We start from the raw sequence: 22999 nt of genomic DNA, 5'->3' as shown, positions 1-22999 counted from the left end.
GACCGTCTCGGGCGGCCCCGGATCGTGGTCATGCCGTGGTCACAAGAGGGTCACGATCTGGCCGGAGGGCGCCGCGCGGGATGATATGACCTGTCGGGCGGCCCCCGACCACCTGGAAGGAGAGCAGATGACCCAGCCCTCGCCGGCCCCCGTCGGCAGCGCGCCGTTCCTGTCGCCGGTGACCCGGCCGTCGACGGTCGACCTCATCACCGTCGAGCTGCGCAACGCCGTCTACTCGGGCGCGCTGCCGGTGGGTTCGCCCATCCGCGAGGTCGAGATGTCCGGCCAGCTCGGCGTCAGCCGCGGCCCCTTCCGCGAGGCCGCGCAGCGCCTGGTCCAGGAGGGGCTGCTGCGCTCGACCCCCGGCCGCGGCCTGAGCGTCGTGCGCATCGGCGCCGACCGGGTGCGGGCGCTCTACGACGCCCGCGCGACCGTGGAGACCTCGGCCGCGCTCCTCGCCGTCGAGCGCGCCACGCCCGCCCAGGTCGCCGCCGTCCGCGCCGCGCACGACGCGCTCGTCGCCGCGGAGCGCAGCGAGGACGCCCGCCGCGTGGGCGACGCCGACCTCAACGTGCACTGGTCCCTGGTCGCCGCCGGCGGCAACCCCTGGCTGCTGCGCTGGATGACCACGCTCATCGTGGAGGTCCGGATCGCGAGCTTCACGGTCAGCGAGGACTACGCCGTCCGCAAGGACGCCGCCGAGTCGCACGTCGAGCTCGTCGAGCGCCTCGAGGCCCGCGACGCCGACGGCCTCGTCGCCGCGATCCGCACCAACCTCGACGACGCCGTCGCCCGGCTCCTCGAGCCCGAGACCGTCGAGGTCGAGACGTTCGACGAGCCCCGCCCGTCCCCCGCCCCCCGCCTGGACCCCATCACCCCGACGTTCCCCGAGCCCTGACCGCGGCGAGCTGGGCGCGGCGCTCGCGCTCGTAGTCGTCCGCGCGCCACGACGTCAGCCCGCCGACGACGATCCCGGCGGGCCGCCCGTCGGCGCCGGGCAGCACCTCGACGGGCTCGCCCGGCGCCCCGAACCCGGGCTCGACCGGCAGCCGCAGGGCGTCGCCGTCGACGACGAGCCGCTCCGCGCCGGCCAACGGGTCCTCGCGTCGCGGGTCCACCAGCCACAGGTCGCGACCGAGACGGACGACGTCGGTCAGCCCCCACAGGTTGGCGAACCGTCCGGTGCGGCGTGCCAGGGCCGCGGCCTCCTCGGCCGAGGGTGCACCCGCGTCGAGCGCCGTGGCGACGAGCGCGAACAGGCCGGTCGCGATCGCGTCGGCAGGGCCGTCGACGGCGTTCGTCAGCACCGACACGACGACGCCCCCGGCAGGGTCGGCCCAGGTGCGGGACAGCTGGCCGGGAAACGCGCCCCCGTGCCCGACGACGCGGCGCCCCTCGATCTCCCGCGTCTCGAAGCCCAGCCCGTAGCGCCGCCGGCGGGCGTGCGGCCGGTCGATCACCGACTCGTCGCGCCGCAGCAGCCGGCGCGTCTCCGGACGCAGCAGGTCGGAGCCGTCGGCGTGCGCCGCGAACCACCGGGTCAGGTCGGACGCCGTCGAGCAGAATCCCGTCGCGGCGGCCAGCGCACCCGTGCGCACGGCGGCGACGGGCAGCCGGCCGTCGTCGGCGACGCCCAGGGCGGAGTGCCCGACGACGGCGGGCGCGCCGTCGTCCAGCTCCGGCGTCGTGCGGTCCAGCCCCAGGGGGGCGAGGAGGTCGTCGCGCACGTGCCGCTCGAACGGGGCGCCGGTGACCGCCTCGACGACGAGGCCCAGGAGCCCGTAGGCGAGGTTGGAGTACTTGAAGGTCTCGCCGCGCCCGAGGACCGGGCCGCCGGCCCGCACCGCCTCGACCAGGGCGTCCCGGTCCGGGAACGGCCCGCCGAGCTGCCAGAAGTCGGCGTCCGTGCCGTCGCGCCGGACCCCGCCCGTGTGGCCGAGCGCCTCGCGCAGGGTGACCCGCCCGACGGCGGTGCCGGCGAGCCGGGGCAGGTGCGCGTCGAACGGGTCGTCCAGGCGCAGCGCTCCCCGGTCGGCAAGACGGGCGACCGCCGTCGCCGTGAACGTCTTGGAGTGCGACGCGACGCGGAACACGTGGTCGGGGCGCAGCGGCTCGCCCGTGGTGGCGTCGGCGACGCCCCAGGCGCCGTCGAGCACCAGCTCCGCGCCCACGCGCACGGCGTACTGCACCCCCGGCACGCGCGCGAATCCGGCCTGCGTGCCGACCCACGCGGCCAGGTGGTCGGCGTCGAACAGGTCGCGGGTCGCGGGCTCTGAGTCCATGGCGTCACCCTGCCACGACGGCGACGCCGATCCGCCCGATGAGTTCCGCGTCTGCGGGCCGTCCTAGCCTGGTACGTGACGCACGTCACCGACGCTCCCCGGGAGATCACATGTCCGCGTCAGACACCGACCCGCCGTACGACGACCTCGCCGTCGACGCCCGCGGCCTCGTCAAGCACTTCACCACCCGCAAGCAGGTCACCAAGGCCGTCGACGGCGTCGACCTGCAGATCCCGACCGGCAGCGTCTTCGGGCTGCTGGGGCCCAACGGGGCCGGCAAGACCACGGTCGTGCGCATGCTCGCCACGCTGCTGCGCCCCGACGCGGGCACCGCCCGCGTGCTCGGGCACGACGTCGTCACGGACGCCGACGCCGTCCGCAGCGCCGTCGGCCTCACCGGCCAGTACGCCTCCGTCGACGAGGACCTCACCGGCACCGAGAACCTGCTGATGCTGGCCCGCCTCTACGGCTTCTCGGGGCCGGGAGCCCGCCGGCGCGTGGAGGGGCTCCTGGACGCGTTCAGCCTGTCGGACGCGGGCGGCCGCCAGGTCAAGACGTACTCCGGCGGCATGCGGCGGCGCATCGACCTCGCGGCGTCCCTCGTGCTGGCTCCGCGGGTGCTCTTCCTCGACGAGCCCACCACCGGGCTCGACCCTCGCAGCCGCAACCAGGTGTGGGACATCGTGCGCGTGCTCGTCGCCGACGGCGCCACCGTGCTGCTCACCACCCAGTACCTCGAGGAGGCCGACCAGCTGGCCGACCGGATCGCCGTCATCGACCACGGCACCGTCATCGCAGAGGGCACGTCCACCGAGCTCAAGCGCTCCGTGGGCGAGGGCGCGGTGTCGCTGCGCCTGGCCGACGCCGGCCAGCGGGGGGCCGCGGCGAGCGTCGTCGAGAAGGTGCTCGGCACCGAGCCCACGCTGCCCACCGACCCGTACGCCCTGTCCGCCCGCGTGCCCGACGACGGCGCCGACTCGGTGGCGCAGCTGCTGCCCGCGCTCGGCGAGGCGGGCATCGCCGTGCCGGAGTTCACGCTCGGCCAGCCGAGCCTCGACGAGGTGTTCCTGACCCTGACGGGCAAGCCCCTGCCGGCCGACGACGCGGCCGAACCCGCCGACGCCCAGGAGGTGGCCCGATGACCGCGTCCGCCGACGCCTCGTCCGACCGGGTCGAGATCACGACCACCACCCTGCGCCAGGCCGTGGCGCTCACCGAGCGGCCCGCCCGGCCCTCGGCGCTCTCGATGACCCTCACCTTCGGGTGGCGCGCCCTGCTGAAGATCAAGCACGTGCCCGAGCAGCTGTTCGACGTGCTGGTCTCCCCCGTGATCTTCACGCTGATGTTCACGTACCTGTTCGGGGGCGCGCTGGCGGGCTCGACGTCCGCCTACATCCAGTTCCTGCTGCCCGGCATCCTGGTGCAGACGATCGTCATCGTCACCGTGTACACGGGCTACACGCTCAACACGGACATCACGAAGGGCGTCTTCGACCGGTTCCGTTCGCTGCCGATCTGGCGCCCGGCTCCGATCGTCGGCGCCCTGCTCGGCGACACGGTGCGCTACTCCATCGCCTCGGTCATGACGATCGGCCTGGGACTGATCATCGGGTTCCGCCCCGCCGGCGGGGTCGTCGGCGTCGTGCTCGGTGTGCTGCTGCTGCTCGTGTTCGCGTTCTCGCTGAGCTGGATCTTCACGATCCTGGGGCTGCTGCTGCGCACCCCGAACGCCGTCATGGGCGTGTCGATGATGGTGCTGATGCCGCTGACGTTCGCGTCGAACATCTTCGTCGACCCGTCGACCATGCCCGCCGCGCTCCAGCGGTTCGTCGAGATCAACCCGGTCTCCCACCTGGTCACCGCCGTCCGCGGGCTGATGGCGGGCACGCCCGACGGCGGCGAGATCGTCTGGGTCCTCGTCGCCTCCGTCGTCCTCACCGCCGTCTTCGGCCCGATCACCATGCACCTGTACCGCACCCGCCACTGACCCCTGCCACGACAACCGCCACACGTTGTGAGCGCGATTTCGGGGACAATCCGGGTGGCGTTTGTCCCCGAAATCGCGCTCACAACGCGGTTCCCGTCCTGGAGCGGATGGCGGCCCGGACCCGGGCGACCAAGGAACGGGGTTCGCGCACGTCATCGGCGACCACGACGATCACGATCCACCCCAGCTCCTCGAGCCGGCGCCGTGCCCTGACGTCCTCACGCCACTGAGCCCTGTCGGTGCGATGCTGGTCCCCGTCGTACTCGATGGCGATCTTCAGGTCGGGGTACAGCAGGTCGACCCGCTTGACGTACTCACCGCCAGGGGCACGCACGACCTGGTTCACGTGCGGACACGGGAGGTGTGCGTCCACGAGGGCGAGCCGCGTCCGCGATTCCGGCGAGGAGTCCGTCCCGGGTCGCATCCGCTCGATCTGTTCTCGGACCCGCACGATCCCCTTCACCTTGAAGGTGCGTTCGGCGGCGTCGACCAACCGGGCGGGCGTCGTCAGCATCGCCTGGCGCCGCATCATGGCGTCGCCCAGCACGACCACGTCGTCCGGCATGCGAAGGCCCGTGGCGACATGGACGAAGGTCTGCTCGGGCGACGTGACGGCCAGCTCCCCGACGGCGGCCGTCCCCAGCAGTGCCTGACGCGACCAGTGCGCCACCACCCCGCCCCGCGTCCGGCGCGGACGGTCCTGGGGATGCCGGGCGACCACGTGCAACCTGTCGTCTCCCGCGAGAGTCCACGGGACCTCGACCTCGAGCAACCGCAGCGCCGTGACATGCCCGAACACCACGCCGTCGCCCAGCGCCTGGGCGAGCGCCACGCATCGGTCGTACAAAGAGCCGATGCTGCCTCGCGTCGCGCGGATCCCGTGGAACGGCGCCTCGAACGTCGTCGTCCGCAGACGGTCGGGCGTGACGCCTGAAGCCACGGCAGTCGCGACGTCGAACGGTCCGGGAGGGAGCCGTGAATCTCGTGGTGGGGCTGAGCGAGCCATGCCCCGACTGTGCCGTCCCACCAGCCGGCCCGTGACGGTTCTCCACAGGCTCGGACCGGCAAGGCGTTGTGAGCGCGATTTCGGGGACAATTCGGTCGCGAATTGTCCCCGAAATCGCGCTCACAACGCTTGATCAGGCCGCGGAGGCGTCGTCCTGGTCGAGCTCCTCGTCGCACTTGCGGGTCACGACCAGCACCGGGCAGGCGGAGTGGTGCAGCACCGCCTGGCTGGTGGACCCGAGCAGCAGACCGCGGAAGCCGCCGCGGCCGCGGGAGCCGACGACGAGGAGGTCGGCCCCGGTGGAGAACTCGGTGAGCAGCTCCGCCCCGGTGCCGTCGAGGACGTGCCGCTTGATCGTCACGCCGGGGTTGGCGGCCTGGGCGCGGTCGACGGTCACGTCGAGGCCCGCCTTGACGTCGGCCAGCACGGTCTCGTGGTCGATCTGCGACGGCAGCCACGCCAGGATCCCGGCCCCGCCGCCGAGCGGGACCCCCGCGACGGCGACGAGCTCGGCGCCCCAGGCCCTCGCCTGCGCGACGGCGTGCTTCAGCGCGACCTCGGCCGACGGCGAGCCGTCGACGCCCACGACGATGCGGCGCACCTCGTGCACGGCGTCGCCGTCGCGCCGGTCCGTCGTGTCGGTGCTGCCCCCGCCCTCCCCGCGGTAGGGCACCACGACCGTGGGGCAGTGCGCGTGCGCCGGCAGGGCGGACGAGACGGTGCCGAGCAGCCGCTCGGTGAACCCTCCCTTGCCACGGGTCCCCACGACGGCGAGCGCGTGCTCGCGCGACATCTCGACGAGCACGCCGGCCGCGTCCCCAGTCGCGACGGTCCCCGTCACCGGGACGCCGCTGCCGGCGACGCGTTCCTCCGCCTCGGCGAGGACGGCCTTGGCGCCCTCCTGGATCGCCGTGTCGTCCAGGGCGGCGTACCCGCCGTCGAGGGACGCGGCCGTGAACGACGGCAACGAGTAGGAGCACACGACGTGCAGCCCCCACCCCACGCGCCGCGCGTACGCGGCGGCCCAGTCGAGGGCGTGCAGGCTGGCTGCAGACCCGTCGACACCTACCAGGACGACCTCAGGCCGTGTCATCTCGCGCCTCCTGTCCGCTGGCGAGGACCGCACCCTCGTCCTCGAGGGCGCCTGGTTCAAGCCTAGCGAAAGGATGGCGCAAGGCACAGCAAAGCGGGTGACAGACGCGTCGACCCCCGGGCTGGGGAGCCCGGGGGTCGAGGCGAGGGGTACGCGGCCCGGTGGCCGCGGCCGATCAGAAGACCCGGAGCGCGACGGCGTCCGACGCGGACTGCCACATCTTGTGGTAGCCCGTCTCCCAGTTGATCGGGCGGGAGGCCTCGACGACCATCCCGTCGCCCGCGTAGATGGCGATGTGGCCGGGGCTCCAGATGAGGTCGCCCGGCTGCAGCTCCGAGAAGGGGATCTGCGTGCCCGCGTAGCGCTGGTCCGACGAGGTGCGCGGCAGGTCGATGCCGAGCTGCCCGTACACGTAGGACGTGAGGCCCGAGCAGTCGAAGCCGGACGGGCTGCCGCCGCCGACGACGTAGGGCGTCCCGATGTAGCGCATCGCGATCGAGACGGCCTGCTGGCCCAGCGACGAGCTGGACGACGTCTCGGCGGCGGCCGGCGCCTCGGTGCGCTCGGCGGAGCGGGAGGCGGTGTCGGTGGAGCGCTCGGTGGCCTCCTCGACGACGGGCTCCGGCTCCGGCTCGGGCTCAGGCTCGGGCGCCGGGGTGATCTCCGCCTTCGCGGCGATCTTCGCGTTGATGGTCTCCATGTCGACCTTGGCCTTGGCCTCGACCTCGACGACCGGAGCCGCCTCGAGAGCCTCGCGGGCCTGGTCGCTCAGGGCGCCGAGGTCGACGGTGCTGAGCTTCTTCGCCGAGTCGGTGTCCACCGGGGCCGCCTGGGCGGCGCTCGCGCTGGCGAAGGTCGAGACGAGCAGGCCGCCGGCTGCAGCGGCGACGACGGCCCGACGGCCGGTCACCGAGGAGCCGACGCTCTGGACCAGCCCGCCGAGCGGACGGCGCGCGGCACGGTGCCGGGCGCGCGTGGTACGTGCGTTCACGTGTGTTCCCTCTCCTGTCGCCTACGAGGTCAGCTGTCGGGTTCGGGTGGGAGAAACACCCGGCCGCACGGACCAGGTCCGTGCGACTTCACCCCAAGGACGCCATGGATCAGCGCCCGAAATTGGGTCCCCCGCCCCTGCGTGCGGTTAAGGTCCCCGACCGGCTGCAGGGCTCGGCGTTCCGGTCGAGACCCGGCGGATCACCGCCGAGTGGTTGACACCGTAGCGGACGCGCCAGGCGATGTCACGTTTCGATCACGACGCCTGTGGACGACGTGCTCCACGTCACATCTGCGCAGGTCGAACCGGTTACCCGCGCACGACGAAGCCCCGCCGTGCGGAGGGCACGGCGGGGCTTCGCGGGAGCGTCGGGGACGGACTCAGCCGACGCGGATGAACGTGGGGTTCGACTGCCAGATCGACCGGTACTTCACGACGTCGCCCGGCTTCGGGGCGTCGATCTGCATGCCGCCGCCGGCGTAGATCGCGACGTGGCCCGGGGTCCAGATGAGGTCGCCCGGCTGCGCCTCGGCGGCCGACACCACGGTGCCGGCGTTGCGCTGCGCGGACGAGGTGCGCGGCAGGTTGATGCCGACCTGCGCGTACACGTACTGCGTCAGGCCGGAGCAGTCGAACCCGGAGGGGCTGCTGCCGCCGGAGACGTACGGGACGCCCACGTAGCGCATCGCGATGGAGACGATCGACGAGCCGTTGGCCGAGGCGGGCGCCTCGACGGCCGTGCGCTCCTCGGAGCGGGAGGCGGTGTCGGTGGAGCGCGACGTGGCGTCGGACGCGCTGGAGGCGACCTCCTCGACCACGGGCTCCGGCTCGGGCTCGGGCTCGGGCGCCGGGGTGATCTCGGCCTTGGACGCGATCTTCGCGGTGACCTTCTCGACGTCGACCTTCGCCTTGGCGTCGACGGTGACGACCGGGGCGGCCTCGAGGGCCTGGCGGGCCTGGTCGGTCAGCGCACCGAGGTCGACGGTGCTGAGCTTCTTGGCGGCGTCGGTGTCGACCGGGGCGGCCTGCGCGGCGCCGGCGCTGGCGAAGGTCGAGACCAGGAGGCCACCGGCGGCGGCGGCGACGGCCACACGGCGGCCGGCGGTACCGGACGGGGCGAGGGCGATCGGACGACGGGCGGCGCGGTGCCGGCCGTGGTTCGTGCGTGCGCTCACGTGTCTACCTCTCCTGTCGCCTGCGAGGTCAGCTGTCGGGTTCGGGTGGGAGAAACACCCGGCCGTCCGTGCCCGAGACCGGGCCCGTCCGGCTTCACCCCGAGGACGTCGTCACCGACGCCCGAAGTGGGTCCCCCGCTCCTGCCGTGCGGATGTCCGTGGAGCTCGGCCGGTGGCAGGGTTCGGCGTCCGGTCGAGCGCCCGCAGGATGAGCTCCGGCGAGCGCCCCCGACCGTACCGGACAACCCCGGGCGATGTCACGCTGCGGTCACGATGCGGCGTGCCGGCCCCCCGCCCGGGGCAGCGGTGCAGGTCAGCGGCCCGCGACGAACAGGTGCTTGGCGAGCTCCTCGGGGAGGTCGAGCACGATGCCGGACCCCTCCACCTCCACCGCGACGTCGTCACCGGCGGCACGCGCCGTGATCTGCGCGCCCGGCAGGAGGCCGGACTCGGCCAGCCGGGCCAGCAGCTCGATGTCCACCTGGAGCGGCTCGGCGATCCGCTGCAGCACCAGCTCGACGCCGTCCCCGTCCGCCAGGCCCTTCGCCCGGCGCGCCTCCAGCACGCCCGGCAGGGACTGCACGCCCTCGAGGAACGGCACGTCCTGGTACTGCTCCCCCAGCTCCGACAGCCCCGGGATGGGGTTGCCGTAGGGGTCGGCGTGGGGATGGTCGAGCAGGGTGACGAGCCGCCTCTCGACGAGGTCGCTCATCACGTGCTCCCAGCGGCACGCCTCGGTGTGCACCTGCTCCCAGTCGAGCTTGATGACGTCGGTGAGGAGGCGCTCGGCGAGGCGGTGCTTGCGCATCACCCGGGTCGCCTTCGCCTGCCCGTCCTCGGTGAGCTCCAGGTGCCGGTCGCCCGTCACGACGACGAGACCGTCGCGCTCCATGCGCGCCACCGTCTGCGACACCGTCGGCCCGGAGTGCCCCAGGCGTTCGGCGATGCGGGCGCGGAGCGGCGGGATGCCCTCCTCACCGAGCTCGTAGATCGTCTTGAGGTACATCTCGGTGGTGTCGATCAGGTCGGTCACGTCCACTCCCGTCTTTCGGCGCGGCCTAGTCTATTCGCACGCGTGGGCGCAGGCCGGGTCGCGCGGCGCCGTCGTGCGCGCTCCGGCGTGACATCCTGCCCTGCCCCACCGACGCCCCGCTCCCCCTCGCCCGGAACCGGAGACACCATGCCCGCTGCGTCGAGCCACCCGAACCACCCGAGCGTCGTCATCCCGGCGTCGCTCCTGCCGGCCGACGGCCGGTTCGGCTCCGGCCCGTCCAAGGTGCGCCCCGCCCAGGTCGCCGCGCTCGCCGCGGCGGGCGACCCCGCGGCCCCGGTGCTGGGGACGTCGCACCGGCAGCCCCCGGTGAAGGACCTCGTGCGGCGGGTCCGGACCGGCCTGGGCGAGCTGTTCGCCCTGCCCGAGGGGTACGAGGTGGCGCTCGGCAACGGCGGCTCGTCGGCGTTCTGGGAGATCGCCGCCGCGTGCCTCGTCGAGCGTCGCGCGCAGCACGCCGTTTTCGGGGAGTTCGGCGGCAAGTTCGCCGCGGCGACCACCCGCGCGCCCTTCCTCGCCGACCCGGACGTGGTGTCGGCCGAGCCGGGCACCGTGGCCCACCTCGCGCCGGTCCAGGGGGTCGACGTGTACGCGACGCCGCACAACGAGACCTCGACGGGCGCGATGGCGCCGGTGCGCCAGGTGCAGGAGGCGCGCGCCGACGGGGCCCTGCTCCTCGTCGACGCGACGTCCGGGGCGGGCGCGCTACCCGTCGACGTCGCCGACACCGACGTCTACTACTTCGGGCCGCAGAAGGTCCTCGCGGCCGACGGGGGCCTGTGGCTCGCCGTCTGCTCCCCTGCCGCCGTCGACCGCGCGGAGCGGGTCGAGGCCACGGCCGGGACGTCGACCGGCCGGTGGGTGCCGGAGTTCCTCTCGCTCACCACCGCGCTGGCCAACTCGCGCCTCGACCAGACGCTCAACACGCCCGCCGTCGCGACGCTGGTGCTGCTCGCCGAGCAGGTCGAGTGGCTCCTGGAGCAGGGCGGCCTCGCCTGGTCCACCGCCCGCACCGCGGAGTCCGCCGGCGTGCTCTACGACTGGGCGGACGCGCGCGAGTGGGCGACGCCGTTCGTCACCGACCCGGTCGAGCGGTCCACCGTCGTGGCGACGATCGACCTGGACGACGCGATCGACGCCGCGGCCGTCGTCCGCGTCCTGCGCGAGAACGGCGTCGTCGACGTGTTCCCGTACCGCAAGCTCGGCCGCAACCAGCTGCGCGTGGGCGTCTTCCCGGCCGTCGAGCCGGACGACGTGCGCGCCCTCACGGCGTGCGTCGACCACGTGGTGGCGCACCTCGGCTGAGGCACGCACCACAGGCCACCTCGCAAATCCCCCGCGCATCTCCCCAGGTCAGCGGACACTTTTCACCCGCCAGGTCACGGGCTGATAACGTGCCGCCTCGTCACAGACGGGCGAAGTTGCCGGGAGGCCCCGCATGCCGGAGATGCACCATTTCACCTACGGGCTGATCACCCCGCTGCTCGCGTACGTCGCGTCGTGCCTCGGGGCGGCCACCGGCCTGTCCGCGACGTCGCGCGCCCGCGCCGCGACGGACCCGAAGACCCGGGCGGCGTGGCTGCTCGTGGGCGCCGTCGCCATCGGCGGCACGGGCGTCTGGGTGATGCACTTCATCGGGATGCTCGGCTTCACGGTCAGCGGCATGCCGATCAACTACGACGTGCCGCAGACGATCCTCAGCGCGGTCGTCGCCGTCGTCGTCGTCGCGATCGGGCTGTTCCTCGTCGGCTTCGCCGGCAACCGGCCCCTGTGGCTGGTCTCCGGCGGCATCGTGGCGGGGCTGGGCGTCGCCGCGATGCACTACATGGGGATCGGGGCCATGCGCATGTCGGGCGGCATGGAGTTCTCGCTGCCCGTGGTCGGCCTCTCCGTGCTCATCGCGATCGTCGCGGCGACGGCGGCGCTCTGGCTCAGCGCGAACGTGCGCGGTCGTGCCGCGACCTTCGGCGCGGCGCTCATCATGGGCGCCGCGGTCAGCGGCATGCACTACACGGGCATGGCCGCGCTGACCATCACCGGGACGCCGGGCCCCGCGACGAGCGGCACCACCGCCGTCGACCTGCTCGGGCCGCTCATCCTCGGCATCGCGGCGCTGACCGTCGCGCTCATCTTCGTCGTCCTCATGTGGCCCAACGAGGCGGAGATGCGCGACCAGCAGGAGTTCGAGGCGCGGATGCGACGGCGCGCGGACGACGCCGCCTCGCGGGCGGGGCGGCGCCCGGCCGGGCGCGAGCCGGCCGGTCACCGGCACTGAGCGCCGCGGGCCCCTCGGTCTCCCGCGGGGCCCGCGCCGTCAGGCCGTCGTCGGGACGCGCTCGGCGTCGGCGCGGCTGAGCTCCCGGCGCACGCCGTCGCGAGTGGCGACGCCCTCCAGCACCTCGCGGTCGAGATAGACGACCTCGAGGTGGGGGCGGGAAAGCACCCGGTAGCGCACCCGCAGGTGCCAGCGACGCACCGCCCAGACCGTCGCGCCGGCGGCGACGAGGAACGTGGCGATCGACCCGACGAGGATCGACCAGCGCGGGCCCCACGCCTCGCCGATCCAGCCGACGATCGGCGACCCGATCGGCGTCGCGCCCTGGAAGATCATCACGTAGAGCGCCATGACGCGGCCCCGCATCACCGGGTCGGTCGAGACCTGCAGCGCGCTGTTGGCCGCCGTCATCATCGTGAGCGACGCCAGCCCCACGGGGATGCACGCCAGCACGAACGACTCGTAGGTGGGCATGAGCCCGAGCACCGCCGTCGTGACCGCGAAGGCGAACGCCGAGCCGATCACCAGGCGCACGCGCGGGCGGTCCCGGCGGGCGGCGAGCAGCGCACCGGCGAGGGAGCCGATCGCGAGCACCGAGCCGAGGATGCCGTACTCGCTCGCGCCGCGCCCGAACTCGACCCGCGCCATCAGCGCGGAGGTGAGCTGGAAGTTCAGCCCGAAGGTCGAGACCACGAACATCACGACCATGATCACGACGATGTCGGAGCGCCGGCGCACGTAGCGCACGCCCTCGCGGATCTGCCCCTTGGCGCGCGGCGCCGCCGGCTGCGGCCGCAGCTCGCGCACCCGCATGAGGGCCAGGGCGGCGATCGTCGCCCCGAAGGTCACGCCGTTGATCATGAACACCCAGCCGGCCCCGACAGCGGCGATGAGCAGCCCCGCGACGCCGGGCCCGATGAGGCGCGCGGCGTTGAACGACGCGCTGTTCAGCCCGACGGCGTTGGGCAGCTTGTCGGAGGGCACCATGTCGGCGACGAAGGTCTGGCGGGCGGGGTTGTCCAGCGCGGACACCACGCCGAGCAGGAGGGCGAAGACGTAGACGTGCCACAGCTCCGCCCGGCCGGAGAGCACGAGGGCGCCGAGGGCGAGGGCCAGCACGCCCATCCCGCCCTGGGTGGCCATGAGGAGCCGGCGGCGCGGCAGCCGGTCGGCGAGCACGCCCGCCCACGGCGACAGCAGGAGGAACGGCACGAACTGGAGGGCTGTGGTGAGCCCGACGGCGATGCCGGAGTCGTCGCTGAGGTCGGTGAGGACGATCCAGTCCTGGGCGATGCGCTGCATCCACGTGCCGACGTTGGCGACGAGGGCTGCCGCGAACCAGATGCGGTAGTTCGTGTACTTCAGGGAGGAGAAGGTGGCGCTCATCGGTCGAGCTCCCGGGCTGGTTCGTCGCTCGCGGGGGCCACGGATCTCCTTCTCCTCGGGGTGTCGTCGACCGTGGCAACAGGTTATCGAATCGTTCTATTCCTCGCCCGAGGAGTGACGCGCCCCACGCGTCCCGCGGAGTCCAGTACGGTATGCGCCGTGCGTACCGAGATGTCTCTCGCGGAGACCCTGAACGAGCTCGGCCTCCTGGGAGGCCGGACCCTGCCCCGCTTCGTCACGTCCGTCGGCGGCGCCGGCGACGAGCTCGAGGTCGTGGCCGACGCCCGGGCGGTGAAGAACCTGCCCGGACCGCTCAAGCTCGCCACCCGGATCGTGCCCGCCGTCCGCTCCCGGCTGCGCGTCGAGAGCTTCGACGGCGGCGTCGCCGTGCTGTCCGTCGACGCCAGCGCCGGCGGCCTCCCCGCCCACAAGCTGCTCGGTCTCGCCAAGAACCGCATCGAGTCCGTCCTGTCGTCGAAGGGGCTGCCCGCCGGGTCGGTCCAGATCCGTCCGGACGCCCGGATCGCGCTCGACGTGCAGCGCCTCCTCGCCGCCCGCTACCCGGGCACCGTCGTGCAGGGCATGACGTTCACGGACGGTCGCGTCGCCGTCGACACCGCGGCCTGACCCCGCACTTTCTTGTGGGCGAGTCGGGTCAGCTGCGCGCGGCGATATCGGCGGCGAGGCCGGAGACGTCGAGGTAGCCGTCCCACCGGTAGCCGAGGACCTTGGCCACGTGCGGGCGCGCGAGCGCGACCTGCCGGTCGAGGGTCGCGAGGTCGGTCGGGGCGCGGTCGCCGACCGTGCCCGGGGGCCGGAACGCCTCGACGTTGGCCCACAGGGTCACGCCGCGCACGCGGGCGGCCTCGGCATAGAGCCGGGCGGTGGAGCCCGCGTACGCCTCGCCTATTTCGTGTCGCCGACGACGGCGCGCAGGTCCGCGCGCACCCGGCGGTCGCGCTCGCCGGGCCGGAAGGCGCCCACCCGCCCCGTGCCCCCGCCGTCCTGCGGGGCGAGCACCATCCGGGTCCCGGCCGCGGTGTCCGCGATGCGCTGCAGCGCGGGCCGGACGGCGGACACCGGCGTGGCGCCGCGACGCAGGTCGGCGTATGGGCTCACCAGGACCCGCTGCTTGTCGCGCGGGAGGCGGAACCCGACGATGCGATGCTGCAGCTCGTACACCCGCAGGTTCGGCGCCCAGGTGGCCTCGTCGGTGAAGACGGCGGTCTCGAGCGACTGGTAGACCCCGGCGAACGCCGACCGCTGCCCGTGCCGGGCGTCCCATCCGGCGAGGACGCGCGACGTGAAGCCGCCGAGCGTCTGCGTGTACGAGCCGTCCGCGACGTACGGCGTCCGCGGGTCGGGCGCGGGCTTCGGCAGGCCGAGGAAGACCGCGACCCCGAAGCGCTCGGCATCGTCGATCAGGAGGGTGTCGGCGTCCGTCGTCGGACTGGAGGCGACGACGAGGTCGTACCGGCGGCTCGGCGAGTCGCACTCGCTGTAGCCGCCCTCGACCGGCAGCAGCCACCACGTGAACGTGCCCTGCGCGGTCGTGGACCTCCCGTCGCGGCCGGGACAGAACAGCGTGGCGTCGTCGAACGTCGCCTTCGCCGCGTAGGTGTACACGTGGCGGACCTTCCCGCCGCCGGTCCGGGCGACGGCATGGTCGTAGCCGTCCTCGCCGTCGACGGTGAAGCCGCTGAACCGGTCGTCGTCGCCACCCGGCCGCAGGTCGGCGGGCGACGCCGGGACCAGGGGCGCGCCGAACGTGACGAGCGTGTCGGCGCCGATCGCGTGCGCACCCTGCACGGTGGCGCGGGTCGCGCAGCGGTCCGGGCTGGTGAGCACGAACCAGCCGGTCACCGCGTAGGCCGTCGAGACCGCGCGGTCCGGGCGGTCCAGCGCGACGCCACCGGGGCAGGTCGGGGCCGGGTCGGGCGACGGGGCCGGCGCGGGGCCGGTCGCGGCCGGTGCGGTCGCCGACGACTCCGGTCCGCCCGTCGGGTCAGGGGTCGGGTCGCACGCGGCGAGGCCCAGCAGGAGCGCTGCCGCCACCATGGCCCCCGCGTACCGGGCGGAGGTGCGGACCGGGGACGCCATCCGCTACTTGACGGTGGCCGGGAGCACCTCGAGGTCGTCGGCGTGCTCCTTGACGTAGCTGCCCGCCTGGTCCTTCGCGATCGCGTCCATCAGCGGGTCGAACCGCTGGCGGTCGAGGACGACGATCGACTGGCCGTCGTCGCTGCGGCCGGTCCCGGAGTAGGGCGCGGTCATGAAGTCGACGTCGTTGGTGCTGAGGCCGCGCGCGCTCATGTAGAGGTTGCGCATCCGGTCGATCGTGAAGCCGTCGTCGGCGGCCACCGACCGGCTCACCGTCGTGAAGAAGTCCGTCATCATGCCGACGTCGTTCCGGTTGTTGTTGACCTTGGCGAGGATGGCGCGCATCCAGTTCTGCTGCCGCTGGACCCGCCCGAAGTCGCCGTTCGACAGCCCATGGCGCTGGCGCGTGTACGTCAGCGCCTCCTCCCCTGACATCATGTGCACGCCCTTGGAGAAGAAGACCTGCTTGCCGTCGCCGATGTCCTCCGGCACGCGGATGCGCACGCCGTCGAGCGCGTCCGTCATCGACGTGAACGACTCGAAGTCGGTGACCACGAAGTGGTCGATCTTCACTCCGGTGAGGTCCTGGACCGTCTGGATCATCAGCGACGGGCCGCCGTAGGAGAAGGCTGCGTTGATCTTGGCCTCGCCGTGCCCGGGGATCGGCACCCATGAGTCGCGCGGGATCGACACCACCTGCGCGCTCTTCCGGTTCGCCGGGAGGTGCACCAGCATGATCGCGTCGGTGCGCTGCGCGCCCGCCTCCCACTGCGACGGGTCGCCCGCGGAGATCCGGCTGTCCGAGCCCAGCACGAGCAGGTTGACCGCCTCGGTCTCCTCCTCGACCTCGGGGGCGCTGTCGGCCGGGATCTCGGCGAACGGGTCGCCGATGCGCTCGATGTTCCTGTCCAGGCTCTGCTGGAACCACCAGGCGGCGCCGAAGCCCCCGGCCGCCAGGAGCAGCACGACCACCCCGACGACGGCGACCACGCGGCGGCTGCGCCGTGGCTCGGTACGGGCGTGGCGGTGCGGGGCGTCGGCTCGGCTCACAGGGCGGGATCCTACGGCCCGGGCGGCGGAGATCCTGTGTTCCGCCCGTGAGGTTTCCGGCCGTACCATTCGCCGGGTGCGCCGCCGGACGGCTGCGGGCACCGCGAGCGAGCGAAGGGCACGACCATGCACGGCAACGGGGCGACGTCGGCGTCGGAGCGCTCCCGCGTGCTGCTCGTCACCCACCACTACCCGCCCGAGCACGGTGCGCCGCAGCGCCGCTGGGACACGCTGACCCCGCGGCTGATGGACGCCGGCGTGGACGTCGCGGTGCTCACCCCTCCCCCGCACTACCCGAGCGGACGGCTGCAGGACGCCTCCGCCGACCACCTGCCGGGCTCGGTCTCGCGGGGCCGGCACGGCGAACGGGTGGTCCGCACGAGGTTCCGCCCGCACGCCGCCGACCTGCTGTCGCGCACGGCCGACCAGGCGGTCGCGGCGGCGAGCGCGGTCTCGCTCGGTCTGCGGCACTTCCGGCACCCGGGCCGGCGGCCCCACGTCGTGGTCGGCACCGTGCCCGGCATTCCGTCGATGTTCGCCGCGTGGCTGCTGGCACGGCTGCTGCGTGCCCGGCTCGTGATCGAGATGCGCGACGCCTGGCCGGACCTCATCGAGCCGTCCGGCGTGCTCGACGCACGGCGCTCCGCCACCTCCCGGACGCTGGCCGGTGCCCGCGCCCTGGTGCACCGCGCGGTGACGCGGCTGCAGTCCCGGGCGGACGCCGTCGTCACGACGACCGAGGCGTTCGCCCAGGTGTTGCTCGAGCGTGGCGTGCAGAGGGTCGCGGTGGTGCGCAACGGCACATCGTTCCAGCCGCTGACCAGCGCCGACGACGCCGGGCTGCCGGAGGACGCCGGCCGGCCCCCGGAGCGACCGCTGCGCGTCGTGTACGCGGGCACCGTGGGCCGCGCCCAGGACCTGCAGACCGTGGTGCGCGCGGCCGCGCAGGCGGCCCGGCGCGGGCTGCGGCTCGACGTCCGCATCGTGGGGGCGGGCGCGCGCGTGCCCTTCCTCGAGGGCCTGGTGACCGAGCTGGACGCCCCCGTGACGTTCGTGGGAGCGGTGCCACACGACGAGGTCCGCCGCTACTACGCCTGGGCGGACACCGTGGTCGTGTCGCTGCGCGACTGGAAGCCGCTGGAGTGGACCGTGCCGTCGAAGCTGTACGAGGTGATGGCGTCGGGGGCGTACGCCACCGCGTGCGTGGCCGGCGAGGCCGCCGCGCTGGTGCAGCGCTCCGGCGCCGGGTCGGTGGTGCCGCCCGGCGACGTCGACGCGCTCACGGAGCTGTGGTCCGGCTGGGCGTCGTCCGGCGACGTGCCTGCCGCCGACCCGCGCGCCGCGCAGTGGGTGGCCCGGAACGCCGACGACGACACGCTCGCCGAGCGGTACCTCGACCTGCTGCGCGAGCTCACCGACCACCCGGGCACGGAAGCCCGATGACGCGGTTGCGCGAGCTGGCTCGCAACGCCCGGTTCACCGCGTCCTTCGTCGGTGGCGCGCTGCGCACCGACCCGGCGTGGCTGGTGCTCCAGGCGGCGCGGCGCACCCCGGCCCGGGTGAGCGCCGTCGTCGTGCCGTGGGTGGAGCGGGTGCTGGGCGACGGGACCTCCGGGGAGGCCGGTCGGTTGCGCACGGCGTGGCAGGAGGGCGACGTCGCGAGCCTGCGCGCGGCGGCCCCCACGACACGCGCCGGACGCCGCGTGCGGGCGTCGCTGCTGAGCCAGGTCGCCGTGCTGGAGGACGACCGGCGCCCCGAAATGTCTCACGATGCGGACGGTTTCCCGGGGCGGGCGGGTGAAAAAACGCCGCGAACCGGACCGGGTGAAATTTCGCCGTCCGCCGGCCCCGCGGCGGTGCACCACCACCTCACGAACTCGCTGCCGCACACGCAGAGCGGGTACACGCTGCGCACCCACGCGATCCTCACGGCACAGCGCGCCGCGGGCCACCGCGTCACCGCCACCACCCGCGCGGGCTACCCCCTGATGGTCGGGGCGCTCGCCGCCCGCGGCGCGGACGTCGTCGACGGCGTGACGTACCGGCGCCTGGTGCCGCGGTCGCTGCCCGCCGACCACCGGCGCCGCGCCGCGGACGGCTCCGCCCTCCTGGCCCGCGCGCTCGACGACGCCCGCCCCGACGTCGTGCACGCCACCACCCCGTGGACCACCGGCGAGGCCGCCCGGGCCGCGGCCACGCGGGCCGGCCTGCCCTGGGTCTACGAGGTCCGCGGGCTGCCGGAGGAGACCTGGGCCGCGGCGCACCCGACGCCCGAGGGCCGCGAGCGCGCCGCCGCCTCGGAGCGGTTCGCACTGCTGCGCGCTCGCGAGACCGACCTCGCCCTCACCGCCGACCACGTCGTCACCCTCAGCGGCACGATGCGCGACGAGCTCGTGGGCCGTGGCGTGCCCCGCGAGCGCATCACAGTGGTGCCGAACGCCGTGGACGCCGCCCTCCTCGCCCCCGCGCCCACGCCCGCCGAGGCGCGCGCCGCGCTGGGCCTGCGCACCGCGAGGTTCGTCGTCGGCACGGTGAGCAGCGTGGTCGGGTACGAGGGCCTGGACACCGTGCTGCGCACCGTCGCGCTGCTGAGGTCGCGCGGCGTCGACGTGTCGGCCCTGATCGTGGGCGACGGCGTCGACCGGCCGCGGCTGCTGCGCCTCGCCGCCGAGCTGGGGCTGGGCGAGCACGCCCTGCTGCCCGGGCGGGTGCCGCGCGACGTGGCACGCACCTACCTCGCCGCGCTCGACGTCGTCCTCGTGCCGCGCCGCCCGGACCGCGTGACGCGCCTCGTCACGCCGCTCAAGCCCGTCGAGGCGATGGCCCTCGGCCGGCCCGTCGTCGCCAGCGACCTGCCCGCGCTCGCGGAGGTGCTCTCGCCCCTGGAGCTCGGCACGGGCGGCTCGCCCGCCGGCGTGCTCGTGGACCCCGACGACACCGAGGCGTGGGCCGACGCCGTCGCGCGCGTGCTCGACGACGACGCCCACCGTGCGGCGCTCGTCGAGGCCGGACGGCGCGTCGCCGCCGAGCGCACGTGGGAGCGGCTCGTGGGCCGGTACGCCGACGTCTACGCCCGTCTCACGGCACACTCGTAGGGACCGAAGCGACGGAGGGACTGGCAACGATGCGCGGAATCATCCTGGCCGGCGGCAGCGGCACCCGGCTGCACCCGATCACGCTCGGCGTGAGCAAGCAGCTGGTGCCGGTCTACGACAAGCCGATGGTCTACTACCCGCTGTCGACGCTGATGCTCGCGGGCATCAGGGACGTGCTGGTGATCACGACGCCGCACGACGCCGAGCAGTTCCGGCGGCTGCTGGGCGACGGGTCGCAGTTCGGCATCTCGATCAGCTACACGGTGCAGCAGGAGCCGAACGGGCTGGCGCAGGCGTTCGTGCTGGGCGAGGAGTTCGTCGGCTCCGACGCCGCGGCCCTGGTGCTGGGCGACAACATCTTCTACGGGCAGGGGCTGGGCGACCAGCTGCAGAAGTTCACGTCGATCGACGGGGGCGCCGTGTTCGCCTACCGGGTCGCGGACCCGACGGCGTACGGGGTGGTCGAGTTCGACGCGGGCGGGCGCGCCGTGTCGCTGGAGGAGAAGCCCGCGCGGCCGAAGTCGAGCTACGCCGTGCCGGGCCTGTATTTCTACGACAACGACGTCGTCGAGATCGCCAAGGGCCTGCGGCCCTCGGCCCGCGGCGAGTACGAGATCACGGACGTCAACCGCGCCTACCTGGAGCGGGGCGACCTGCACGTGGAGGTGCTGCCCCGCGGCACGGCCTGGCTCGACACCGGCACGTTCGACTCGCTGCTGGAGGCCACGGACTTCGTCCGCACGATCGAGAGCCGCCAGGGGCTCAAGGTGGGCGCTCCGGAGGAGGTCGCGTGGCGGCGCGGCTTCCTGTCCGACGACGAGCTGCGCGCCCGTGCCGAGAAGCTCACCAAGTCCGGCTACGGCACCTACCTGCTGGGCCTGCTCGAGCAGTAGCCCGGCCAGCAGCCCGGCCCGCTCAGGCGAGCACCTCGGCCGCGGCGGCGTCCCAGCGTTCGGCCCAGTCGCCGATGGGTGCGACCCCGGCGGCACGCAGGGCGTCGTGCCCCAGCACCGAGTAGGCGGGCCGGGGCGCGGGGCGCACGAACGCGTCGGACGTCGTGGGCTCCAGCGGGGTCGTCAGGCCCGCTGACGCGAGGATGCGGCCGGTAAACCCGAACCACGACGTCCGGCCCGAGGCCGTGCCGTGGTACGTGCCCGCCGGGGCGCCGGCCTCGACGAGGCGGACGATCAGGTCGGCGAGGTCGCGCGTCCAGGTGGGCTGGCCGACCTGGTCGTCCACGACCGCGAGGCGGTCCTTCTCGGCCCCGAGGCGGGCCATCGTCTTCGGGAAGCAGCCCCCGCGCGCCCCGTACAGCCAGGCCGTGCGCACGATCAGGTGGTCCCGCGCCTCCGCGCGCACGGCCCACTCCCCCGCGGCCTTGGTGCGCCCGTACGCCGACACCGGCGCCAGCGGCGCGTCCTCCGCGTACGGCACGGTCGCGGCGCCGTCGAACACGTAGTCCGTGGACACCTGCACCAGGCGCGCGCCCGCCGCGTGCGCGGCCCGCGCGAGGTTCGCCGCTCCCGTCGCGTTCACCGCGAACGCCGCGCCCTCCTGGGCCTCGGCGTCGTCCACCGCCGTCCACGCCGCGCAGTTGACCACGACGTCGAACCCGCGCACCGCGGCGAGGGCGGCGTCGGCGTCCGTGACGTCCAGGTCGGCCCGGCCGAGCCCGACGACGCTGTCGCGGGGTACGGCTGCGGCCTCGTGGAGGCGGGCGAGCAGGTCGGTGCCGAGCATCCCCGTCGCGCCCACGACCAGCCAGCGGCGGGGTCGGACGGCTTCGTCCCGAGCGTTCGTCGACGAGGTCACCGTAGGATCCTACGGGCCCACCATCGGGCTCTGCCGACCTGCGGCCGACCCTGCGAAGGAGCACCCGTGCAGATCCGCGAGCTGAGCGTCCCCGGCGCCTACGAGATCACCCCGCGGCAGCACGGCGACCCCCGCGGCGTCTTCCTCGAGTGGTTCAAGGCCGGGCCGTTCGCCGAGGCGGTCGGCCACCCCCTGGACCTGCAGCAGGCCAACGCCTCGGTGTCCACGGCCGGCGTGCTGCGCGGCATCCACTTCGCCGACGTCCCGCCCGGCCAGGCCAAGTACGTCACCTGCGCCAAGGGCGCCGTCCTCGACGTCGTCGTCGACATCCGCGTCGGCTCACCCACCTTCGGGCAGTGGGACTCCGTGCTGCTCGACGACGTCGACCGGCGCGCCATCTACCTCGGCGAGGGCCTGGGCCACGCCTTCATGTCGCTCGAGGACGACTCCACCGTGCTCTACCTGTGCTCCGCCGGCTACAACCCCGGCCACGAGCACGGCATCCACCCCCTGGACCCCGAGGTCGGCATCCAGTGGCCCACCACCGCCCGCGACGGCTCGCCGCTGGTCGCCCAGCTCTCCGACAAGGACACCGCCGCCCCCAGCCTCGCCGAGGCGAAGGCCCAGGGCCTGCTGCCCACCCACGACGCCGTCCAGGACTACCTCGCGTCGCTGCGCGGCTGACGCCGGTCTACTGCCCGGTGCGGGCGTACTTCGCCTCCACGGCCGCCTTGGCCGGACGCCACCAGTCCTCGTTCTCCCGGTACCAGTCCACGGTCGCGGCGAGCCCGGAACGGAAGTCGGTGAACTGCGGGGCCCAGCCCAGCTCCTCACGCAGCTTCGTGGCGTCGATCGCGTAGCGCAGATCGTGCCCGGGGCGGTCGGCGACGTGGTCGAAGTCGTCCGCGTCCCGCCCGAACAGCTCGTTCAGCGTGCGCACCACCTGCAGGTTGTTCGCCTCGCCGTCGGCGCCGATGAGGTACGTCTCCCCCACCCGTCCGCGGTCGATGATCGCCCACACGGCGGCGTTGTGGTCGTGCACGTGGATCCAGTCGCGCACGTTCAGCCCCGCCCCGTACAGGCGCGGCCGCACCCCGTCGATGAGGTTGGTGACCTGCCGCGGGATGAACTTCTCCACGTGCTGGTAGGGCCCGTAGTTGTTCGAGCAGTTCGAGATCGTCGCCTCGATGCCGAACGAGCGCACCCACGCGCGCACCAGCAGGTCCGAGCCGGCCTTCGTCGACGAGTACGGGCTGGACGGGTTGTACGGCGTGGTGGGGGTGAACCTCTCGTCGCCCTCCAGCGGCAGGTCGCCGTACACCTCGTCCGTCGAGATGTGGTGGTACCGCACCCCGTGGCGGCGCACCGCCTCCAGCAGGGTGAACGTGCCCACCACGTTGGTCTGCACGAACGGCGACGGGTCCGTCAGCGAGTTGTCGTTGTGCGACTCCGCGGCGAAGTGCACCACCACGTCCGCGACCGCGACCAGGCCGTCCACCAGCTCCGCGTCGGTGATCGACCCCTGCACGAACGTCACCCGGTCCGCGACCGGGTCCAACGACGACCGGTCCCCGGCGTACGTCAGGGCGTCCAGCACCGTCACCTCGGCGTCCGGCCGCTCCGCCACCGTCTGCTGGACGAAGTTCGCCCCGATAAAACCGGCGCCACCGGTGACGAGTACCCGCATGGAGACCTG

At 73.8% G+C, this 22999-nt stretch carries 22 protein-coding genes and 2 riboswitches; of the genes, 10 read left to right on the top strand and 12 right to left on the bottom strand.

Features of this window, described 5'->3' with window-relative positions; all coding sequences use genetic code 11:
* Positions 1–127 precede the first annotated feature (127 nt).
* Complete coding sequence (locus ACH436_RS07390) at positions 128–898, top strand: GntR family transcriptional regulator (RefSeq protein ID WP_430559547.1); 771 nt, start codon at positions 128–130, stop codon at positions 896–898.
* Here the strand turns inward: ACH436_RS07390 and ACH436_RS07385 are convergent.
* The gene (locus tag ACH436_RS07385) at positions 873–2282 is read right to left on the bottom strand and encodes a serine hydrolase domain-containing protein (protein ID WP_430559546.1); all 1410 of its coding nucleotides are present in this window, start codon (positions 2280–2282) and stop codon (positions 873–875) included. The two genes, ACH436_RS07390 and ACH436_RS07385, sit on opposite strands and share 26 nt — an antisense overlap.
* Positions 2283–2392: 110 nt before the next feature.
* Here ACH436_RS07385 and ACH436_RS07380 point away from each other — a divergent pair, with 110 nt between their 5' ends.
* Positions 2393–3424, top strand: a complete 1032-nt coding sequence (locus tag ACH436_RS07380) for an ATP-binding cassette domain-containing protein (RefSeq protein WP_430559545.1) — start codon at positions 2393–2395, stop codon at positions 3422–3424.
* On the top strand, positions 3421–4269 hold the full coding sequence (locus ACH436_RS07375; protein ID WP_430559544.1) for an ABC transporter permease: 849 nt from the start codon (positions 3421–3423) through the stop codon (positions 4267–4269). Before ACH436_RS07380 ends, ACH436_RS07375 begins: the two co-directional genes overlap by 4 nt.
* 79 nt (positions 4270–4348) lie before the next feature.
* Here the strand turns inward: ACH436_RS07375 and ACH436_RS07370 are convergent, their stop codons facing one another.
* From ACH436_RS07370 to ACH436_RS07350, 5 genes are all read right to left on the bottom strand, one after another.
* Positions 4349–5101: a hypothetical protein gene (locus tag ACH436_RS07370; protein WP_430559543.1), complete on the bottom strand. Its 753-nt coding sequence runs from the start codon at positions 5099–5101 to the stop codon at positions 4349–4351.
* 307 nt (positions 5102–5408) lie between these two features.
* A complete protein-coding gene (locus ACH436_RS07365; RefSeq protein ID WP_430559542.1) occupies positions 5409–6368 on the bottom strand; it encodes a universal stress protein in 960 nt (319 codons plus the stop codon).
* A gap of 175 nt (positions 6369–6543) precedes the next feature.
* Positions 6544–7359, bottom strand: a complete 816-nt coding sequence (locus tag ACH436_RS07360) for a C40 family peptidase (protein WP_430559541.1) — start codon at positions 7357–7359, stop codon at positions 6544–6546.
* 2 nt (positions 7360–7361) lie between these two features.
* Positions 7362–7548: riboswitch (cyclic di-AMP (ydaO/yuaA leader) on the bottom strand.
* A 191-nt stretch (positions 7549–7739) separates the two neighbouring features.
* Positions 7740–8534, bottom strand: coding sequence for a C40 family peptidase (locus tag ACH436_RS07355; protein ID WP_430559540.1), 795 nt, complete (start codon positions 8532–8534; stop codon positions 7740–7742).
* Positions 8535–8537: 3 nt separating this feature from the next.
* A riboswitch (cyclic di-AMP (ydaO/yuaA leader) is annotated at positions 8538–8715 on the bottom strand.
* A gap of 132 nt (positions 8716–8847) precedes the next feature.
* Entirely contained in the window at positions 8848–9567 is a 720-nt protein-coding gene (locus tag ACH436_RS07350) for a metal-dependent transcriptional regulator (RefSeq protein ID WP_430559539.1), read from the bottom strand.
* A 147-nt stretch (positions 9568–9714) separates the two neighbouring features.
* Between ACH436_RS07350 and serC the strand changes: the two genes are divergently transcribed.
* Both serC and ACH436_RS07340 read left to right on the top strand, forming a co-directional pair.
* Complete coding sequence (serC, locus tag ACH436_RS07345) at positions 9715–10890, top strand: phosphoserine transaminase (protein ID WP_430559538.1); 1176 nt, start codon at positions 9715–9717, stop codon at positions 10888–10890.
* Positions 10891–11023: 133 nt separating this feature from the next.
* A complete protein-coding gene (locus ACH436_RS07340) occupies positions 11024–11860 on the top strand; it encodes an MHYT domain-containing protein (RefSeq protein ID WP_430559537.1) in 837 nt (278 codons plus the stop codon).
* Between the two features lie 39 nt (positions 11861–11899).
* On the opposite strand, the gene ACH436_RS07335 is transcribed toward ACH436_RS07340, so the two are convergent.
* Positions 11900–13246 (bottom strand): MFS transporter, encoded by a 1347-nt coding sequence (locus ACH436_RS07335; protein WP_430559536.1) that lies wholly within the window; start codon positions 13244–13246, stop codon positions 11900–11902.
* 159 nt (positions 13247–13405) lie between these two features.
* Between ACH436_RS07335 and ACH436_RS07330 the strand changes: the two genes are divergently transcribed.
* On the top strand, positions 13406–13873 hold the full coding sequence (locus ACH436_RS07330; RefSeq protein WP_430559535.1) for a hypothetical protein: 468 nt from the start codon (positions 13406–13408) through the stop codon (positions 13871–13873).
* Between the two features lie 28 nt (positions 13874–13901).
* Here the strand turns inward: ACH436_RS07330 and ACH436_RS07325 are convergent, their stop codons facing one another.
* The 3 genes from ACH436_RS07325 to ACH436_RS07315 are packed head-to-tail and all read right to left on the bottom strand — an operon-like array spanning position 13902 to position 16396.
* On the bottom strand, positions 13902–14102 hold the full coding sequence (locus tag ACH436_RS07325; protein ID WP_430559534.1) for a hypothetical protein: 201 nt from the start codon (positions 14100–14102) through the stop codon (positions 13902–13904).
* A 50-nt stretch (positions 14103–14152) separates the two neighbouring features.
* Positions 14153–15346, bottom strand: a complete 1194-nt coding sequence (locus ACH436_RS07320; protein ID WP_430559533.1) for a hypothetical protein — start codon at positions 15344–15346, stop codon at positions 14153–14155.
* A gap of 3 nt (positions 15347–15349) precedes the next feature.
* The gene (locus ACH436_RS07315; protein ID WP_430559532.1) at positions 15350–16396 is read right to left on the bottom strand and encodes an LCP family protein; all 1047 of its coding nucleotides are present in this window, start codon (positions 16394–16396) and stop codon (positions 15350–15352) included.
* Positions 16397–16522: 126 nt separating this feature from the next.
* On the opposite strand from ACH436_RS07315, the gene ACH436_RS07310 reads away from it, so the two are divergent.
* The 3 genes from ACH436_RS07310 to rfbA are packed head-to-tail and all read left to right on the top strand — an operon-like array spanning position 16523 to position 20384.
* A complete protein-coding gene (locus tag ACH436_RS07310) occupies positions 16523–17839 on the top strand; it encodes a glycosyltransferase family 4 protein (protein WP_430559531.1) in 1317 nt (438 codons plus the stop codon).
* On the top strand, positions 17836–19491 hold the full coding sequence (locus ACH436_RS07305; protein WP_430559530.1) for a glycosyltransferase family 4 protein: 1656 nt from the start codon (positions 17836–17838) through the stop codon (positions 19489–19491). The genes ACH436_RS07310 and ACH436_RS07305 overlap by 4 nt, the downstream gene beginning before the upstream one ends.
* A gap of 29 nt (positions 19492–19520) precedes the next feature.
* On the top strand, positions 19521–20384 hold the full coding sequence (rfbA, locus tag ACH436_RS07300; RefSeq protein WP_430559529.1) for a glucose-1-phosphate thymidylyltransferase RfbA: 864 nt from the start codon (positions 19521–19523) through the stop codon (positions 20382–20384).
* A 22-nt stretch (positions 20385–20406) separates the two neighbouring features.
* Here the strand turns inward: rfbA and rfbD are convergent, their stop codons facing one another.
* Complete coding sequence (gene rfbD, locus ACH436_RS07295; RefSeq protein WP_430559528.1) at positions 20407–21303, bottom strand: dTDP-4-dehydrorhamnose reductase; 897 nt, start codon at positions 21301–21303, stop codon at positions 20407–20409.
* A gap of 66 nt (positions 21304–21369) precedes the next feature.
* Between rfbD and ACH436_RS07290 the strand changes: the two genes are divergently transcribed.
* Positions 21370–21987, top strand: coding sequence for a dTDP-4-dehydrorhamnose 3,5-epimerase family protein (locus tag ACH436_RS07290; RefSeq protein WP_430559527.1), 618 nt, complete (start codon positions 21370–21372; stop codon positions 21985–21987).
* A gap of 7 nt (positions 21988–21994) precedes the next feature.
* On the opposite strand, the gene rfbB is transcribed toward ACH436_RS07290, so the two are convergent.
* Complete coding sequence (rfbB, locus tag ACH436_RS07285) at positions 21995–22990, bottom strand: dTDP-glucose 4,6-dehydratase (RefSeq protein ID WP_430559526.1); 996 nt, start codon at positions 22988–22990, stop codon at positions 21995–21997.
* Positions 22991–22999: the final 9 nt, after the last annotated feature.

It is taken from the genome of Isoptericola sp. NPDC019693 (assembly GCF_044389085.1).
Lineage (GTDB): Bacteria > Actinomycetota > Actinomycetes > Actinomycetales > Cellulomonadaceae > Isoptericola.
Note: the sequence above shows the minus strand (reverse complement) of the source record. Positions and strands in the feature narration are given on the sequence as shown.